The organism is Streptosporangium sp. NPDC006930, assembly GCF_040635605.1.
GTDB lineage: Bacteria > Actinomycetota > Actinomycetes > Streptosporangiales > Streptosporangiaceae > Streptosporangium.
Map to the genome: position 1 here is coordinate 126,768 of NZ_JBEYID010000006.1, position 18,625 is coordinate 145,392.

Below are 18,625 nucleotides of genomic sequence, written 5' to 3' on the forward strand. Positions count from 1 at the left end.
CTTTGATGTGTTTGGGGTGGATTGATAGCGGTGAGGGGGAGACCCGTGAGTGTTGAGGTCGCCCTCGTGGCGCTGAGTAACTAGGGTCTGGCAGCGTGAGAGCAATCCGTAGGTTTACCGTCCGCACCGTCCTGCCGCCGGAGCTGGCCTCCCTCGGCGAGCTCGTCCTCAATCTGCGCTGGTCGTGGCACCCCGAGACATTGGATCTGTTCGGTGAGGTCGATCCGGCCATCTGGGGACGCGTCGGGTACGACCCCGTCGCCCTGCTGGGCGCGGTCGAGGCCGACAGGCTCCGTGAGCTCGCCGCCGACCGCCGCTTCCTGAGGCGGCTCGCCGACGCCGCCGACGACCTCCGCGAGTACATGACCGCGCCCCGGTGGTACCAGACCATCTCCGAGGCGCCCGAGGCCATCGCCTATTTCTCTCCCGAGTACGGCATCGCCGCCGCCCTGCCGCAGTATTCGGGCGGGCTCGGGATCCTCGCCGGAGACCACCTCAAGGCCGCCAGCGACCTCGGCGTGCCCATCCTCGCCGTCGGCCTGCTGTACCGCCACGGCTACTTCACCCAGTCGCTCTCGCCCGAGGGCTGGCAGCTGGAGCACTACCCCTCCCTCGACCCCGGCGGCCTGCCGCTCACCCTCCTGCGGGAGGAGGACGGCACCCCGGTACGCATCAAGATCAGTCTTCCCGAGCAGCGCACGCTGCACGCCCAGGTCTGGGTGCTCCAGGTCGGCAGGGTGCCGCTGCTGCTGCTCGACTCCGACGTGGCCGAGAACGACAACGCCGCCCGTGACGTCACCGACCGCCTGTACGGCGGCGGCGGCGACCACCGGCTGCTGCAGGAGCTGCTGCTCGGCGTCGGCGGCGTCCGCGCCATCCGCGCGTACTGCAGGGTCACCGGGCACGCCGAGCCCGAGGTGTTCCACACCAACGAGGGCCACGCGGGCTTCCTCGGCCTGGAGCGCATCCGCGAGCTCACCGAGGCGAGGCTCTCCTTCGACGAGGCGCTGGAGGCGGTGAGGGCCGGGACCGTCTTCACCACGCACACCCCCGTGCCCGCCGGGATCGACCGCTTCCCCGCCGAGATGATCGGACGCCAGTTCGGCGGCGACAACGCGTGGCCCACGGTCCCCGTCGACCGCATCCTCGCGCTGGGCGCCGAGGAGGAGCCGGGCAAGTTCAACATGGCCGCGATGGGCATGCGGCTGGCCCAGCGGGTCAACGGCGTCTCCGAGCTGCACGGCGCCGTGAGCCGGGAGATGTTCAAGAGCCTGTGGCCGGGCTTCGACACAGAAGAGGTCCCGATCGGGTTCATCACCAACGGCGTGCACGCCCCCACCTGGGTCGGCCGGGAGATCATGGAGCTCGCCGGTAAGGAGCTGCCCACCCTGGTCGACCGGGCCCAGGGCTGGGAGAGCATCGCCAAGGTCTCCGACGGCGACGTCTGGGGCATCAGGGGACGGCTGCGCGAGAAGCTGGTCGTCGCGGCCCGCGCGCGGCTCCGCCAGTCGTGGATCAACCGGGGCGCCTCGCCGGCCGAGCTCGGCTGGATCGACGACGCCCTCGACCCCGAGGTGCTCACCATCGGCTTCGCCCGCCGGGTGCCCTCGTACAAGCGGCTCACCCTGATGCTGTCCGACCCCGACCGGCTCCGCGCGCTGCTGCTCGACCCCGCGAGGCCGGTGCAGATCGTGATCGCGGGCAAGGCGCACCCGGCCGACGAGGGCGGCAAGAAGCTCATCCAGCAGATCGTGAAGTTCGCCGACTCCGAGGACGTGCGGCACCGCATCGTCTTCCTGCCCGACTACGACATGGCCCTGGGCCAGCTGCTCGTCCAGGGCTGCGACGTGTGGATGAACAACCCGCTGCGCCCGCTGGAGGCGTGCGGCACCTCGGGGATGAAGGCCGCGCTCAACGGCGGGCTCAACCTGTCCATCCGCGACGGCTGGTGGGACGAGTGGTACGACGGCACCAACGGCTGGGCGATCCCCACCGCCGACGGCGTCGCCGACCCCGACCGCCGCGACGAGCTTGAGGCCGCCGCGCTGTACGACCTGATCGAGCACGAGGTCGCCGACCGCTTCTACGACCGGGCCGACGGGCTGCCCCGGCGCTGGCTGGAGATGGTGCGGCACACCCTGGCCTCGCTCGGCCCCAAGGTGCTCGCGGGGCGGATGCTCAGCGACTACGTGGTCGACCTCTACGCCCCGGCGGCCAAATCCGCCCGTGCCCTCTCCGGTGAGGGGTACGAGCAGGCGAAGGGTTTCGCGGCGTGGAAGCTCAAGGTCGGCAGGGCCTGGCCGGGCGTGCGGGTCGAGCATGTGGAGGCCACGGGCCTGGGCGACAGCACCCCGGAACTCGGGACCTCCCTGGAGCTGAAGGCCACCATCGCGCTCGGCGAGCTGGAGCCCGGGGACATCCGGGTCCAGGCGGCCTACGGCAGGGTCGGAGACCACGACGACCTCGCGGACCCTTCCTACACGGACCTGGTCGTCGAGACCGAGGGCGACGACGGCAGGGCCGTCTTCGCCGGGACCGTCCCCCTCGACCGCACCGGGCCCTTCGGTTACACCGTCCGGGTCGTTCCCGACCATCCGCTGGTGGCCTCGACCTCGGAGCTCGGCCTGGTCGCGGTGCCGGAGGAGCCCGTCGGCATGACCAACGGCACCCTGCGCTGACCGCGTGATCACCCGGCGCTCGCCGGGTGACGGGACCTCCGTGGTCCTCCCTGAGAACAGGGAGGACCACGGAGGTTTTCGCGTTCCGGCCCGCTGAGCGTTCCGGCCCGCTGAGCGTTCGGCCCGCTGAACGGTCCGGCAGGTGAGCGGTCCGGCAGGTGGGCGTTCGGCTCGCTGAACGGCCTGGCCCGGCGAGTGTGCGAGCCGCTGAACGTTTCGGTCCGGTGAACGGTGGTGTATGAGTCGCGCATGAATCAGGGGTGAATCGCGCTTGAACGGTCGTACCCGACACGGATGGCCGAGAAGTGTTCTCGTTCGGCCGCCGCGCGTGGTGAGGTGGGTATGGTTCGGGCACTCGACCTGGCGCCCAGCAGAGGTTCCCGGCGCCGTGACCCCGGAGCGCGCCTGATCGTACGGCGGCCCGGCGGCGCGTGGCCCGCGGAGGTCGGTGCCGCGGGCCACGCGGAGGGGACCGCGGCGGGAGTCGCGCGGAGGGGCCGGTCGCCGGCCTCCGGCGCCAACGTCACGGCGATTCGGACAAAATTCCTCTTAAAGTGCAAAATGCGGCTATATGCGTCTTTTCTGTAGTTCTTTCTTGTTTGCGAGGGGGATGGGTAGATAACCGACATCTAGCGCACTCGGGGGAGAGTAGTGGACGCATGGACGTTGAAGGGCCAGCCGGGCGCACTGGGTAACACCGCGGTCACGCTGGTCGAGGGCGGCTCCTTCTGCGTGTGCGCCCGTAACGGTGACATCCTCCCCGGCGGGGCGCAGGGGGTCTATCACGCCGACACCCGGATCCTGTCGCGCTGGGAGCTGAGGGTGGACGAGATGGCCGTGGAGGCACTCAGGGTCCTCCCCGCCGAGCCCTACCACGCGATGTTCCTCGGCAGGGCGGCCCCCCGCCCCGGGCGGGCCGAGAGCAGTCTGCTCGTGCTCAGGGACCGCTACGTCGGGGGCGGCCTGCGCGAGGACCTCACCCTGCGCAACCTGTCCGGCGAGCCCGCCGGATGCGTCGTCGACATCCACGTCGCCTCCGACGTGGCCGACCTGTTCGAGGTGAAGGCCGGCCGGATCCGGCACGTGACCGACGTGGAGATGACGGCCGACAGGACGGGACTGCTGATCGTCTCCTCCTGCCGCTCGCGCGGCACCAGGGTGGTGGCCGAGCCGCCGCCGTTCGCCGTGCCCGGTGTGCTCATCTTCCGCGTCGTCGTGCCCGCGCGGGGTGAGTGGACCGTCAGCCTGCAGGTCAACCCGATCCTGGAGGGCGAGGAGTCGCCCGCGTGGTTCTCCACCCACCGCCCCCTGGAGCACGCGGAGCCCGCCAGGCGCCGTGCCGACTGGGAGCGTCTCAGCCCGATCATCGTCACCTCCGACCGTGTCCTGACCCAGGTGCTGGAACGCTCCAAGGCGGACCTCGGCGCGCTGCGGCTCTTCGGGGCCGGCATGCCGGACGAGCCGCCGACGATCGCCGCGGGCGCGCCGTGGTTCATGACCCTGTTCGGCCGCGACTCGCTGCTCACCTCGTGGATGGCCCTTCCGATGGACCCGTGCCTGGCACTGGGCACCCTGAGACGCCTGGCCAGGCTGCAGGGCACCGTCGACGACCCGCTGACCGAGGAGGAGCCCGGCAAGATCCTGCATGAGCTCCGTTTCGGCACGCGGACCGGTGCCTCGCCGCACGCGGGCCGCGCCTACTACGGCTCGGTGGACTCGACCCCGCTGTTCGTGATGGTCACGGGCGAGCTGCGCCGGTGGGGCGTGTACGGGGAGGCCGTCGAGGAGCTCACGCCGAACGTCGACGCCGCCCTCGACTGGATCCGCAGATCCGCCGACCCGTTCCTGTCCTACCGGCGCAAGACCGACCACGGGCTGATCAACCAGGGGTGGAAGGACTCCTTTGACGGCGTCAACTTCGCCGACGGCACCCTGGCCAACCCGCCCATAGCGCTGGCCGAGGTCCAGGGCTACGTCTACGCCGCCTACATCGCCCGTGCCCACTTCGCCCACCAGGCGGGTGACAGCGCCCTGGAGGAGCGGTGGACGGCCCATGCGGAACGCATCAGGGACGCCTTCAACGAGCGCTTCTGGCTGCCGGACCGGGGCTACTACGCCATCGGCCTCGATGGCGCGGGGCGCGCCATCGACAGCCTCGCCTCCAACATGGGCCACTGCCTGTGGACCGGCATCGTCGACGAGAGCCGGGCCTCCCACGTCGCCGAGAGGCTGCTCTCACCGGAGATGTTCACCGGCTACGGGGTGCGGACCCTCGCCACCACCATGGGCGCCTACAACCCGATGAGCTACCACAACGGCTCGGTCTGGCCACACGACAACGCCCTGATCGCGGCCGGCCTGATGCGCTACGGCTTCACGGGAGAGGCCCAGCGGATCGCCCTCAGCCTGCTGGACGCGGCCGAGGTCTTCGGCTGGCGGCTGCCCGAACTGTTCTGCGGATTCGACCGGGCCGAGTTCGGCTGGCCGGTGCCCTACCCCACCTCCTGCTCCCCGCAGGCGTGGGCCGCGGCGAGCCCCATCCAGCTGGTCAGGAGTCTGCTGCGCTTCGAGCCGTGGATCCCCTACGGGCGGGTGTGGCTGGATCCCGTCGGGCTGGAGGGCCTGCGGATCCAGGGACTGCCGCTCGCGGGCACCAGGGTCACGATCGAGGTCGGCCCTGACGGCGCCACCATGTCGGGGCTGCCGGAGGGGATCACCTTGATCGACGAGTCGTGCGGCCCGCTCACCGCCGCGGGGCGGGTCCACTGATCGTTCCTCCCGCGTCCTTTCGGGTTCCGAGTCCGTCCAGCTTTCAGGTTCCGTGTCTCTTCAGGTGAGGTGGCCATGGTTTCTTCGAGAATCGCTCCCGGATGGTCCGACGGCATGCGCGTCCTGATGGTCGCGCCGCCCTGGTACGACGTGCCGCCCCGGGGCTACGGGGGCATCGAGTCGATGGTGGCCGGTCTCGTCGACGGGCTGACCCGGCGCGGGCACGACATCACGCTGGTCGGTGCAGGCAGGGCGGGGACCCGCGCGCGTTTCCTGAGCACCTACGGGCGGGCGCCCTCCGAGCGGATCGGCGAGCCGCTGCCGGAGATCCTGCACGCGGCGAGGGCGTACGCGATGACCTCCGGGCTCGTCGTGGACGTGATCCACGACCACTCCCTCGCCGGGCCGCTGACCGCGCCCGCGCGGGTCGTCCCGACGGTGATCACCTGCCACGGGGATGTGGGGGGCGAGTTCGGCGAGTACTACCGGGTGCTCGGCGCCACCGTGTCGATGGTCGCCATCTCCGAGGCCCAGCGGCGCATCGCCCCCGACCTGAACTGGGCGGGGGCGGTCCACAACGGGGTCGATGTCACGGCCTTCCCCTTCAGGGAGCACAAGGAGGACTGGGTGCTGTGGCTGGGCCGGTTCAACGAGGACAAGGGCGCCCACCTCGCCATCGACGCCGCCCGTGCGGCGGGGCGGCGCATCCTGCTCGCGGGAAAGCTCACCGAGAAGGTCGAGTGCGACTACTTCGACGAGTACGTCAAACCCAGGCTCGGCCCCGACGCCGAGTACGTGGGTGAGGCCGGCACCGCGCGCAAACACGAACTGCTGGCGGCGGCGAGGTGCCTGATCTTCCCGATCCTCTGGGAGGAGCCGTTCGGCATGGTCATGATCGAGGCGATGGCCTGCGGCACCCCCGTGGTCGCCCTCTGCAGGGGCGCCGTGCCCGAGGTGGTCGTGGACGGGCTGACCGGATTCATCAGGAGCGATCCCTGCGAGCTCCCCGCCGCCGTGGAGGCGGTGGACGTGCTCGACCCGCGTGCCTGCCGTGCCCGGGTGGAGCGCTTCTTCGGCGTGGAGGTGATGGCCCGCGCGTACGAGGCGATCTACCGCAGGACGATCGCCGGGCTGCCAAGGCGGGCGGCGGAGCACCCGGGCAGGAGCGCGGGGGAGAGCAGGGACCTGGCCATGCCCGTCAACTGAGACGCGCCCTATGGTGGATCGCGGTACGGGGACCGAAGGGGATCCCGGCAGGCGGAAGGACGTCCATGGGTGAGTTCGTGCGGGTTGAGACGGCCGACGGGGTCGCGACGATCAGGCTCGACCGGCCGAAGATGAACGCGCTCAACCGGCAGGTCCAGTTGGAGATCGCCGAGTGCGCCCGGCAGGTGGACGCCGACGACGACGTGTACGCCGTGGTCGTCTACGGGGGGAAGGTCTTCGCGGCCGGCGCCGACATCAAGGAGATGACCGCCATGTCGTACGCCGACATGGCGGTCCACTCGCGGGTCCTGCAGGACTGCTTCACCGCCGTCGCGAGGATCGGCAAGCCCGTCGTCGCGGCCGTGACCGGCTACGCGCTCGGCGGCGGCTGCGAGCTCGCCCTGTGCGCGGACGTCAGGATCGCCGGGGAGTCGGCCAAGCTGGGTCAGCCCGAGATCCTGCTCGGCATCATCCCCGGCGCCGGAGGCACCCAGCGGCTGCCCCGGCTGGTCGGCCCGGCCAGGGCGAAGGACCTCATCTTCACCGGGCGTCACGTGTCCGCGGCCGAGGCGCTGGGCATCGGCCTGGTGGACCGGGTCGTACCCGACGACGACGTGTACACCGAGGCCCTCGCCTACGCCGCCCGGTTCGTGGGAGGCCCCGCCCTGGCGCTGCGTGCCGCCAAGCAGGCCGTGGACCGCGGCCTGGAGACCGATCTCGACACCGGTCTGGAGATCGAGCGCCTGCAGTTCTCCGGCCTGTTCGCCACCGACGACGCCGGGATCGGCATGCGCGCCTTCGCCGAGAGGTCCACGGCGAAGTTCACCGGCCGCTGACCTGTCCGGTGAGGTCGGCCGGGCTTGATGGGATAGGTCCTAGCTGATCAAGAATTGCCGGTATCGTGCCGGATTATGGTGCGGTTGGTGAAGCGTGCGCTGGTGCCCGCTCCGCTGCGGCGGGCGGTTCTCGGCTGGTTCGACTCTCGGTACATCTCCAGGGCCGACCACAGGCAGGACGTGAAGGACGCGCTCTGGGAGGTGCAGACGCTGGCCAGGGAGGTCACCGCGCTGCGCGCGGAGGTCGTCGAGCTGCGGGCGCGGGTGGCCGGGGTCAAACTCGACCCGGTGCGGGCCGGGCGCTGGGACGACGCCCACCGGCTGGCCCAGGAGACCGCGGTCGCGCTGGACGGCGTGCTCAGGAACGAGGTGCTGCTCTGGCAGGCCGTGGACCGCGCCACCGGGACCTCCGGGACCGCAGGGGCACCAGAAGGTGCGAAAGGCGCGGGAGGCGTGGGGATCGCCGGGAGGGGGAGCGGCGCGTGAGAGTGGCCTGGACGGCCGACGGCGACACCTGGCACCTGGTGTTCCGGCTGGACCCCGAGGACGACGTCACCGGCCACTGCGCCGACGGCCAGGCACTGAAACTGGCCACGAACACCTTCAGGGCCGAGCTGCCACGGGCACCGCGTGACATCCACCCCGACCTGCTCGCCCTCGCCGCGTGGACCGTGATCGCGCCGTGGACCCGGCGCCGCGTCACCTTCGACCGGCCGATCTCGCCGGAACTCGCCGGGGCGATCGGCGAGGGCTGGGGGGTCGAGGCCGGTCCCACCGGGACTACCGGGACGCGATCCGGCGGCAGACTCGCGATCTCCTACAGCGGCGGGGCCGACTCGGTCGCGGTGGCCGCGATGCTGCCCGACGCGCCGTTCGTGCACTTCCAGCGGGTCTCCCACCCGCGCGTGCCCAACCGGTGGACCCACTACCGATCCGACGTCCTGGCCTCGCTGGCGGAGAAGACCGGCCGCGAGCTCACCGTCGTCCGCTCCGACCTGGAGTTCACCCTCGCCGAGCCTCGTCCCGGCTACCCCGAGCATCACGCGGTCGCCGTGGGCGCGCTGCTGATGGCCGACGAGCTCGACCTGGGGGGCCTCGCCCTGGGCTACGAGCTGGGGTCGCGCTGGCTGGGGGGCGCCCGCTACGTGCACCGATACACGCCCGACAACCTGATGTGGGCCCCGCACGGCGCCTGGGGCCGGGCGTTCGCCGCAGCCGGGCTGCACCTCGTGCTCCCGGTGGGCGGCGTGAGCGAGGCCGTCACGATGCGGCTCGCCCTCGGCTCCGAGCTGCGCGAACAGCTCCGCTGGTGCCTGCGCGGGGTGGGCGGTCCCTGCGGGACCTGCGGCAAGTGCCTGTACAAGGAGCTCATCCAGGCCGCCGTCGAGCGCCGTCCGCTCCGTACCACGATCACCGTGGGCCGCCCGGTCGCCCGCAAGTGGCAGCAACCGCCCCCGTACGGCGGGCAGGAGATGATCGAGTACGGCTGCGCCAGGGTGCCCGGCATCGAGGACACGGTCTTCGCCGCGGCGGCGCGGCACCTGCGCGCGACCGAGTCCTCCACCGCCTGGCTGGACCGTTGCTACCCGCCCGCGATCGCGGAGATTCCCGAACCGTGGCGCAAGCAGGTTCACGACTTCGTGGACGGGGAGATCGGTTTCATGAGCGAGGACGAGGCGCGCCGCGTCGAGACGTGGGGGATGCCGTGAAGGTCTACGTCTCGGTCGACATGGAAGGCGTCACCGGACTTACCGACCCCGAGGAGATGCACGCCGGAGGCCGGGGCTACGAGCGCGGCTGCGAGCTGATGACCGGCGACGCGAACGCGGTCGTCGCGGGGGCGTTCGACGCCGGTGCCACCGCCGTGCGCGTCAACGACGCCCACGGCTCGACGAAGAACCTCAGGATCGACCTGCTCGACGAGCGGGCGACCCTCCTGCGGGGTCCCGGCAAGCCGCTGCGGATGGGGCAGGGGCTCGACGCGAGCCACCGGGCGGCCTGCTTCGCCGGCTACCACGCGCGGGCCGGCGTCCAGCACGGGGTGCTCAACCACACCTGGATGGGCAAGGAGATCCACAACATCTACCTCAACGGCGAGGTCTGCGGGGAGACCCGTCTCGTCGCCTCCTTCGCGGGGACGCTCGGCGTGCCGGTGGTCCTGGTGACCGGGGACGAAGCCGTCTGCGAGGAGGCGAGGGAGCTGCTCGGCGACGTGGAGACCGTCGCGGTCAAGAAGGGCATCGACAGGTTCGCCGCCGAACTCCTGCCGCCCGCCGTCGCCCAAGCCCGGATCCGCGAGGCGACGGCCCGCGCGCTCGACCGGGTCGCCGACTTCCGCCTGTGCGCCCCCGAGCCGCCGTTCGTCCTCGGTGTCGAGTGGAACTCCACCGCGATCGCCGCCGGATGCGCGATCATCCCCGGTGTGACGGCGGCGGGCCCCCGGCACACGGAGTTCACCACCGACGACTTCTCGCAGATCATGGCCCTCCTCGGGATCTTCGCGATGATCGGCGGCCATGTGGCCTGCGGCAGCGGCGCGTACGGGTGACCCTTCCGATGACCGCTCGCCGCCCTTTTCGCTCCCCTTTCGCCACCTGGATCCCCCGATCCGGATAACCTGCGACGCGCGATTCCCCTCACCTTGGTGGCCCCCTTCGCCCTGATGACTCCCACCCACCCGACGACTCCCCTCGCCCTGGCGACCCCCTCGTCCTGACGCCCCTCTTCGCCCCGGCGAACCCCTTCGACCCGACGGTGCCCGATGTGCTGTGACAACCCCCATGAGTGACGAGACGGGTCCCGAGCGGCCCGACACCTCCTCCGCGGTGCCCGCCGCCGCGAAGACCGCGCCACCCGCCGGAGCGGGCCTGACGCGCAGGGCGCTGCTGGTCGGTGTGGGCGCCGCCGGGGGCGCCGGGGCGATGTTCGCGGCGATGGGTGCGCTCGGTCTCGCCCCGGAGTCCCAGGACAGGGACTTCACGCCACCGCAGCGCTCCGACTTCTCCCTCACCGGCAGGGCAGCGGCCAAGGTGGTCGTCCTCGGTGCGGGCGTCGCCGGGCTGACCTGCGCCTACGAGCTGGGCAAGGCCGGGTACGACTGCACGATCCTGGAGGCGTCCGGCCGGGTGGGTGGCAGGACCCTCACGCTGCGCGCGGGCGACCGGCTAGACGAGCTGGGCGGTGAGACGCAGACCGCGGCGTTCGGGGAGGGCATCTACTTCAACGCGGGGGCCGCGCGGATCGCGCCCTGGATGGTCACCATGGACTACTGCCGCGAGCTGGGCGTACCCGTTGAGATCTTCGTCAACAACAACGCCTCCGCGTACGTCTATACCCAGGGCATGACCGCCCCGGCCAGGGCGCGCGCGGCCCGCGCCGACATGTACGGCTACGTCGCGGAACTGCTCGCCAAGGCGAGCAACGCGGGCGCGCTGAACCGGCGTCTCACCGCGGACGACCGCGAGCGGCTGGAGGAGTTCCTGCGGCGCTTCGGCGACCTCGGCCCCGACCTCGCCTACCGGCGGGACTCCACGCGGCGCGGGTTCGAGACCTACCCGGGGGTGAGCGAGGGCGTGCCCGTGGACGCGGCCTCCTCGCTGCGCGAGGTGCTCGCCGCGGGCACCGGCAGATACGTCACCATGGACTTCGGCTACGACCAGGTGATGCCCATGTTCCAGCCGGTGGGCGGCATGGACGCGATTGTCGTCGCGCTCGCCGACGCGGTCGGCCGCGACCGGATCAGGACGGGCACCCGGGTGACCGGGATCAAGAACCTGCCCGACGGCGTGGAGATCACCCACCGGAGCGGCACCGAGGACGGCGTCGTCCGCGCCGACTACTGCGTCGCGGCCCTGCCGCCCCACCTGCTCGCGCGCCTGCCGCACAACCTCGGCACCCCGATCACCGCAGCCCTCCGCACCCCCGTACCCGTCTCCGCGGGCAAGATCGGGCTGGAGTACGGGAGACGCTGGTGGGAGATCGACGACCACATCTACGGCGGTGCCACCGAGACGGACCTGGACATCACTCACATCTGGTACCCCTCCCACGGCTACCACTCCCGCGGCGGCCTGGTGGTCGGCTACTACAACAGAGATGAGAACGCCGACGTGTACACCGGCCTCTCCCACCGCGAGCGCCGCAACCGCGCGCTCACCCAGGGCAAGAAGATCCACGGGGAGAAGTACCGCGCCGAGCTGCGCTCCAGCGTCTCGATCTCCTGGGGGCGCCAGCCGCACATCGAGGGCGGCTGGGCGAGCTGGCCCTCCTACGAGGGCGCGTTCGCCCTGCTGCAGCGCCCCGCGGGCCGGGTCCACTTCGCCGGAGACTGGCTCACCCATCTCACCGCCTGGCAGGCCGGTGCGATGGAGTCCGCGAGGAGAGCGGTCACCGATCTGCACCACCGGGTGCTCCAGACGACCTCCTGAGTGTCACCGCACGGTCGTAAAGTCTTCGGTGCGGGAGAATTTCCAGGGGAATTCCTAGGGAGACGAGACGGCGATGACGATCGGGACGTTGGACTGGACGAGTGCCGCCGAGCGGCCTGACCTGCTGGCCGAGCCGGTGGCGCGGGCCGTCGGCGAGCTTGGCGGGTTCGGCGGCGGAGTCGGTGGGCTCGCCGGGATAACCGTCGCCGAGATCGACCCGGAGCTCGCCGACACGGCGGCCTTCTGCGAGCGCTACGGGGTGGGCATGGACGAGTCGGCCAACTGCGTGATCGTGGCGGCCAGGCGCGCGGGGGAGACCCGCTACGCGGCGTGCATGGTGCTCGCCACCACGAGGGCCGACGTGAACGGGGTGATCCGGCGCCACCTGGATGCGCGGAAGATCTCGTTCGCGCCGATGGACGACGCGGTCACGCTGACCGGGATGGAGTACGGCGGGATCACCCCGCTCGGGCTGCCCGAGGACTGGCCGGTGCTCGTCGACGAGGCGGTGGCGGCCCACCCGGGGGTCGTGATCGGCAGCGGTGTCCGCCGCTCCAAGCTCGCCGTATCCGGCTCCCTGCTGGCGGGGTTGAAGACGGCGCGAGTTCTTCACCTGGCGAACTGACGCGAAAATGAGATTAAGTGGGAGAGGAAATCGGGAAACCGTCGAGGTTCTGTGAACGTTATTCAATCGGGAAATGTGGCCCGATGGTTCATCTCGTGGGCGGGATCTAAGCCGATATGGTGCTTCATGCCATGAATCAGGACGACCGATTGGGCCCTTACCGGCTGCTGAGGCGGCTCGGCGAGGGCGGTATGGGCGTGGTTCACCTAGCCGTCGACCCGCAGGGCCGGCAGGTGGCGGTGAAGGTCCTCCGTGCGGAGGTGGCGGGCGACGACGTCGCGCGTCGCCGTCTTTCGCGCGAGGTCGAGACGATGCGGCGGGTGCGCAGCGAATACATCGCGGAGGTCATCGACGCCGACGTGACCGGTCACCGCCCGTACATCGTGACGCGATACGTCGCGGGCAGTCCGCTGGACGAGGTGATCAAGCAGGACGGCCCCATGGAGCTGCCCGCGCTGCTGCGGGTCGCGCACGGGGTGGCGTCGGCGCTGGCCGCCGTCCATTCGGTCGGGGTGATCCACCGCGACCTGAAGCCGGGCAACATTCTCATCCTGGACGGCGAGCCGGTTCTCATCGACTTCGGCATCGCGCAGGCGGTCGACGCCACCCGGCTCACCCAGACCGGCATGTTCATCGGCACCCCCGGCTATCTCGCCCCCGAGATCATCGAGGGGCACGAGGCCGGGCCGGAGGTCGACGTGCACGCCTGGGCGGGGACCCTGGTCTTCGCCGCCACCGGCCAGCCGCCCTTCGGCAAGGGCACGCTGGAGATGATCTTCTACAACATCACCGCGGGCAAGGCGAACGTCGACGCCGTTCCGCAGGCGCTCCAGCCGGTCCTGCGGGCCGCCCTCCAGCGCGACCCGGCGAGACGGCCGTCGGCCGCCGAGCTGGCGGAGCGGGTGGGACGACTGCTGCCCACCTCCGGCAGGCCCCGGGTGCCCGACGAGATCACCACGGTCGCGGAGTTCGACGACCCCGCCCCCGGCTCCCGTACGCCCGGCACGTCCGGCTTCCCCGGTGCCTCGGGCACCTCCGGACGTCCCGGAGCCTTCGGTGTCCCCGGCACGTCCGGCGCCCCCGGCGCGCGGTCCGGTCAGGGCGGGCTGCCGGGTCAGGGTGATCACGGTCGTCAGGCGGCCCGGCAAGGTCAGGGTTCCACGGGATCCGGGTCCCCGGTCCCGCACGTTCCCGGCCGTCAGGGTGCCGCCGTCGAGCCCGGTGACGTGCCGACCCCGGTGGCGTCACGTCCCGCGGTCCCGCAGCCCACCTCGTGGCCTCCCACGCCCGTGGCCCAGCCCCACGAGTACGTCTCGCTGCTCGGTGCGGAGCAGCCCGACCCGTGGCCCACCCGCAGGGTGACGTCCGAGGAGCTGCGCCAGGCCGCGGCGGCCCAGCAGGCCGCGCACGACCTGCCCACCGGCATGCTCGCCCCCGAGGACGTCCCCACCCGCACCCCGGGCGTCGTCCCCGGAACGGTGCCCGGTCCGTCCACTCCCGCCGTCCACGACCAGGGCGCCACCGCGCCGGTCTCCGACGGGGACATCCCCACCCAGCGGGTCCGCCCCCAGGACCTGCAGGAGTACATCCGCCAGTACACCAACCAGCCCGGCCAGCCCGGCCAGCCCGGCCAGCCCGGCCAGCCCGGCCGGCAGGCGCAGGCGGGTCAGCACGGCCAGCAGGTCCAGCACGGCCGGCAGGGCCGGTCGCCGCTGCCGGGCGGCCGGACCTCGCCGCCCTACCCGCAGCGGCAGGCACCGCCCGACCAGCAGCAGACCCCGCAGGTCCGCACCCCCACGCCGCCGCCCTACCCCTATCCGCACCCCCAGCCGCAGCACCAGCAGCACGCCCACCAGCACGCACAGCACAACCAGCAGCCCCAGCAGCCCGTTCCGGCGGCGCTCCACCCCGGCCAGCGCCCGGGTCACGCGTTGCAGCGCTCCAAGGCGTACGGGGTGGCGGGCGTGCTGATGCTGGTCATCATGACGGTCGCGGCGGTCATCGCCCCGGTGATCGTCGCCGCGCTGGTCATCCCGGTGGCGATCCTGCTGCGCGCCGCCGACATCGCCCAGCCCGCGCTCAACGCCAGAAGGGGCGCGGGCGAGGCGGCCGCCGACGTCCTGCGGGTGCTCGGCCAGCCGGCCGCGCTCCTGAAGTCGATCGGCATCACCGTCGCCCTCGTGCCGTACGCGCTCATCCTCGGCCTGCCGGTGACGCTCCTGCTCGCCGTGCTGGTCAGGGACATGCCGGAGACCAACGCGCTGAGTTGGGGCGTGGCCGTCGCGCTCTGGACCGTCTGCGCCGGACCCGGTGTCGAAGGCCCCAGCCGCCAGATGAGACGTACGCTGGCATCACTGCTGCCGTCGCGCGGCGCGGCCATGATCGCCGCCGCGGGGCTGGCGGTGGTGGCGGGGCTGATGGTCTTCCTGGCGATCGGCACCGTGGGGGAAGCGGCACGACGGGCGGTGTGGACGCCGGTCGACGTCGGGACGGTGGTGACCGAACTGGAACACCTACGAAAGAAGGCGGCGTGATGACCGGCGACACGCGGGCGCCCGAGCGGCTGGGCCCGTACCGCCTGCTCAGGAAGATCGGCGAGGGCGGCATGGGCGTCGTCCACCTCGGGCTCGACGAGGACGGGCGCGAGGTGGCCGTCAAGGTCCTGCACCCGCACGTGGCCGCCGACCTCAAGGCCCGCGACCGGCTCACCCGCGAGGTGGAGACCATGCGGCGGGTGCGCAGCCCGCACGTCGCCGAGGTGCTCGACGCCGAGCTGACGGCGAGGCAGCCCTACATCGTGACCAGGTTCGCCCCTGGCCGCACGCTGGAGGAGACCGTCCTGGAGGACGGTCCGCTCCCCGCGGACCAGCTCATCCGGCTGGCGCAGGGCATGTGCGCGGCGCTGGTGGCCATCCACGCCGCCGACGTCATCCACCGCGACTTCAAGCCGTCCAACGTGATGATCGTCAACGGTGACCCGCTCGTCATCGACTTCGGTATCGCGCACCTGGTCAACGCGACCCGGCTCACCCAGACCGGCATGTTCGTCGGCACCCCCGGCTATCTCGCTCCGGAGATCATCCGCGACTCCGAGATCACCCAGGCGGCCGACGTGCACGCGCTGGCCTCGACGGTCTTCTTCGGTGCGACCGGCAAGCCGCCGTTCGGCACGGGCAGCTTCGAGGTCGTCTGCTTCAACATCATGGAGGGCCGGGCCAACGTCGATCTGGCCCCCGCGTGGCTGCGGGGCTGGCTCAGGCGGGCCCTCGCCGTCGACCCCACCGCGAGGCCGTCCGCGATGGAGCTGCACAGGATGGCCCGCGCCCTCGACCCGAGGGTGACGGCCTTCCACGAGACGCCGCCCACCGCCGTCCTCGACGGCGGGACGAAGGTTCTCAACACCGACGGCACCAGGGTCCTGGACGGCGCCCCGCCGCCGCCCCCGCCTCCGCAGGGCACCCGCGTGCTGCCGCAGGACAGCGGTTACGCCGACCTGCTCCCGCCGGTCGAGTACGCCAAGCCGGAGCGGCGCGAGCGCAGGCCGAGGCAGGAGACCAGGCAGGAACAGGGCCAGGGATCCGCCACGACGGCACCGCCCCCTTACGTCCCGGCTTCCAAGCCGCCGCCCTACGTCCCCGCGCCGCCCTCGGCGCAGGCCAGGGCGGCCGCACCGCCGCCCTTCCCCGACCAGCGGGTGGCCGGGTATCCGGCGCCGCCGCCCACCGGCCAGGCGCGGCCCTACCCGCCGCCGGTCCAGGCGCGGCGCGAGGCCCCGACCCAGGACCGGCCCGCGCCCCGCACCCCTCCGCAGGAGCGCTACCGTGCGAGCCATCCGCTCGCCGCGGCGCTGCTGCTCACGATCCTGGTGGCGCTCGCCTGCATGCTGCCCGTGGTGGTGAGCGTCTTCGCGCTGGCCGCCGCGCTCTGCCTGCGGGTGGGCGAGCACCTCTTCGGCGAACTGGCCCAGCGCCGCTCCATCCGGGGCAGCAGTGCGAGCGACCCGCTGCTCGCGGTGCTCGGCACCCCGTGGGCGTTGATCAGGTCCGCGTTCGGGACGCTCGTCAGCGCGGTGCTGTCCGCGATGTTCGGCATGTGCGTGTGGGGCTTCCTCGTCTACGCCGGAGACATGAACAAGAACTTCGCGGCCGCCTACGCCGCGGGTGCCTTCGTGGCGGGGCTGTTCGTCCTGCCCGGTGGCGGCAAGCCGCGCAAGGCCGTCGCCCGCGCGCTGAGCGGGGTCATCCGCAGCCCCGGCGCGGGCATGGTGACCACGATCGTGCTGGGCACGCTGGCGTTCTTCGCGGTCATGACGGCGTGGAGCGTGGTCCCCTCCTTCTCGCCGTGGCAGCCCCCCACCGAGGTGGTCAAAGACCTCACGGCCCAGTGGCGGCAGACGGCGAACGAGGGCACGATGGGCGCGCTCGACCTCGTCGGGGGTCTCTTCGACGACCTGATGACCAGCCTCGGCCTCGGCTTCCTCACCTTCTGGAGATAACGGCACGTTCCGCAGGCAACGGGGCCATCGGCGGGTTTTTCCGGCCGGTGACCGGTGCGCGATCGCCCTCTCTGCTGCACGATGGAGGTGACCGGCCGGAAGGAGTCGCATGGTCGCGGCTGACGGTGAACGTCTTGGCCCTTACCGCCTGTTGTCGAGGCTGGGCGCCGGAGGTTTCGGCGAGGTCCATCTGGCGCTGGATCCGGGTGGACGCACGGTGGCGGTCAAGATCCTGCACCCCCACGTAGCGGCGGACGAGACGGCCCTGACCAGGCTGGCCCGCGAGGTGGAGACCATGCGGCTGGTCCAGGGGCCTCGGGTCGCCGAGGTCCTGGACGCCTCCCTGGAGGGGCCCCGCCCCTATCTGGTCACCCGTTATGTGCAGGGTCGTCCCCTCAGCGCGGTGGTCGCCGCCGACGGGCCCGTCGGCGGCGACGATCTCGTACGCCTGGCGCGCGGCCTGGCCGAGGCCCTCGCCACCGTGCACGCCGCCGGAGTGGTGCACCGCGACCTCAAGCCCGCCAACGTGATCCTGACCGACGGCGAACCGGTCGTGATCGACTTCGGCATCGCCTCCGCGCTCGACTCGCCCTCGGTCACCGCCTCGGGGGCCGTGCTCGGCACCCCCGGCTATCTGGCGCCCGAGGTGCTGGAGGGCGCCGAGGCCGGTCCCGAGGCCGACGTCTTCGCCCTCGGGGCGACGCTGGCGTACGCGGCCACCGGGCGGCACCCCTACGGCACGGGGCCGGCGTCGGCGGTCGGCTACCGCGTCGTCCACCATCCTCCCGACCTCGACGGCGTTCCCGGATGGCTGGAGCCGACGCTCGGCAGGTGCCTGCTGCGCGTTCCCGCCGACCGGCCGTCCGCGGACATGATCGTGGAGTGGCTGGACGGTACGCCGGTCGTCCGACCGGCCGGACACCGCCACGAGGAAGCCGGCGCGAGGAAGAGCGTCCGGGGCAAGGGTGTGCGGCGGCGGAGGGTCGGGTTCCGTGACCCTCCGCCGTTCGTGGAGGCGGACCTTCCTGACGCCGAGGCCCGGCACGGGGACGTCTCCGTGCCGGAGAGCAGGCGGCCCGCGGACACCGGGATGCAGGATCTCAGCACCCGGGAGTGGCGGCCGGGGGAGCCGCGCCGGGCGGCGGGCAGGCCCTCGCCGGAGGAGGCCTTCGCGCGCCGCAGGGTGGTCCTGCACCGTCGCTGGGTCGTCGGCACCGGTCTGTTCGTCTCCCTGCTGGCCGCGACCGCGAGGGAACCGCTGCCAGAGGTGGCGCTGCTGCTGCTCACCGGGTACGGCTCGGTGATGCTCGTCGACGGGGGCATCGCCCTGTTCGCCCGTCGCGACCGCGGGCGCATGATCCTCGACCTGGCGGCGGGGGCCGGGGCCGTCGCGCTGGGAGCGGTTTTGAGCACGTTCTTCAGTACGCTCACCCTGGCACTGGTGCTGGGCACCGTCGTCTTCGTCCTGGTCGGGATCCTGGTGGCGAGCTGAGCGGGCGAGGGCTGTCCCGCTGTGTGGAACCCGCCCGCGAACACCGGAACATAGCTCGGTATGGTAGGGGAGTGTTCCTCGGGGAAGGTTACGGCTG

Annotated in this window: 12 protein-coding genes; all 12 read left to right on the forward strand. The window is 71.9% G+C overall.

All coding sequences use genetic code 11. From position 1 onward, the window contains the following. The first annotated feature begins 95 nt into the window (after window positions 1–95). Window positions 96–2,678, forward strand: a complete 2,583-nt coding sequence (gene glgP / locus ABZ664_RS13030) for an alpha-glucan family phosphorylase (protein WP_362507605.1) — start codon at window positions 96–98, stop codon at window positions 2,676–2,678. 651 nt (window positions 2,679–3,329) lie between these two features. Continuing rightward, window positions 3,330–5,447: a glycogen debranching N-terminal domain-containing protein gene (locus tag ABZ664_RS13035; protein WP_362507608.1), complete on the forward strand. Its 2,118-nt coding sequence runs from the start codon at window positions 3,330–3,332 to the stop codon at window positions 5,445–5,447. Window positions 5,448–5,522: 75 nt separating this feature from the next. After that, complete coding sequence (locus tag ABZ664_RS13040; RefSeq protein WP_362507611.1) at window positions 5,523–6,653, forward strand: glycosyltransferase family 4 protein; 1,131 nt, start codon at window positions 5,523–5,525, stop codon at window positions 6,651–6,653. Window positions 6,654–6,718: 65 nt separating this feature from the next. After that, on the forward strand, window positions 6,719–7,489 hold the full coding sequence (locus tag ABZ664_RS13045) for an enoyl-CoA hydratase-related protein (protein WP_362507614.1): 771 nt from the start codon (window positions 6,719–6,721) through the stop codon (window positions 7,487–7,489). A gap of 87 nt (window positions 7,490–7,576) precedes the next feature. Next, complete coding sequence (locus tag ABZ664_RS13050; RefSeq protein ID WP_362507617.1) at window positions 7,577–7,975, forward strand: hypothetical protein; 399 nt, start codon at window positions 7,577–7,579, stop codon at window positions 7,973–7,975. Then, on the forward strand, window positions 7,972–9,198 hold the full coding sequence (locus ABZ664_RS13055; protein ID WP_362507620.1) for a DUF6395 domain-containing protein: 1,227 nt from the start codon (window positions 7,972–7,974) through the stop codon (window positions 9,196–9,198). Before ABZ664_RS13050 ends, ABZ664_RS13055 begins: the two co-directional genes overlap by 4 nt. After that, window positions 9,183–10,037 carry a M55 family metallopeptidase gene (locus ABZ664_RS13060; protein WP_362507623.1) on the forward strand — a complete coding sequence of 285 codons (855 nt, stop codon included), beginning with the start codon at window positions 9,183–9,185 and terminating at the stop codon, window positions 10,035–10,037. The genes ABZ664_RS13055 and ABZ664_RS13060 overlap by 16 nt, the downstream gene beginning before the upstream one ends. Before the next feature lie 232 nt (window positions 10,038–10,269). Then, window positions 10,270–11,916 carry an FAD-dependent oxidoreductase gene (locus tag ABZ664_RS13065; RefSeq protein WP_362507626.1) on the forward strand — a complete coding sequence of 549 codons (1,647 nt, stop codon included), beginning with the start codon at window positions 10,270–10,272 and terminating at the stop codon, window positions 11,914–11,916. Between the two features lie 73 nt (window positions 11,917–11,989). Continuing rightward, window positions 11,990–12,541 carry a YbaK/EbsC family protein gene (locus ABZ664_RS13070; protein WP_362507628.1) on the forward strand — a complete coding sequence of 184 codons (552 nt, stop codon included), beginning with the start codon at window positions 11,990–11,992 and terminating at the stop codon, window positions 12,539–12,541. Window positions 12,542–12,672: 131 nt separating this feature from the next. Continuing rightward, window positions 12,673–15,075, forward strand: a complete 2,403-nt coding sequence (locus tag ABZ664_RS13075) for a protein kinase (protein ID WP_362507631.1) — start codon at window positions 12,673–12,675, stop codon at window positions 15,073–15,075. Further along, complete coding sequence (locus tag ABZ664_RS13080) at window positions 15,075–17,036, forward strand: serine/threonine-protein kinase (protein ID WP_362507634.1); 1,962 nt, start codon at window positions 15,075–15,077, stop codon at window positions 17,034–17,036. Before ABZ664_RS13075 ends, ABZ664_RS13080 begins: the two co-directional genes overlap by 1 nt. A 109-nt stretch (window positions 17,037–17,145) precedes the next feature. Beyond that, window positions 17,146–18,528: a serine/threonine-protein kinase gene (locus ABZ664_RS13085; RefSeq protein ID WP_362507637.1), complete on the forward strand. Its 1,383-nt coding sequence runs from the start codon at window positions 17,146–17,148 to the stop codon at window positions 18,526–18,528. Window positions 18,529–18,625 lie beyond the last annotated feature (97 nt).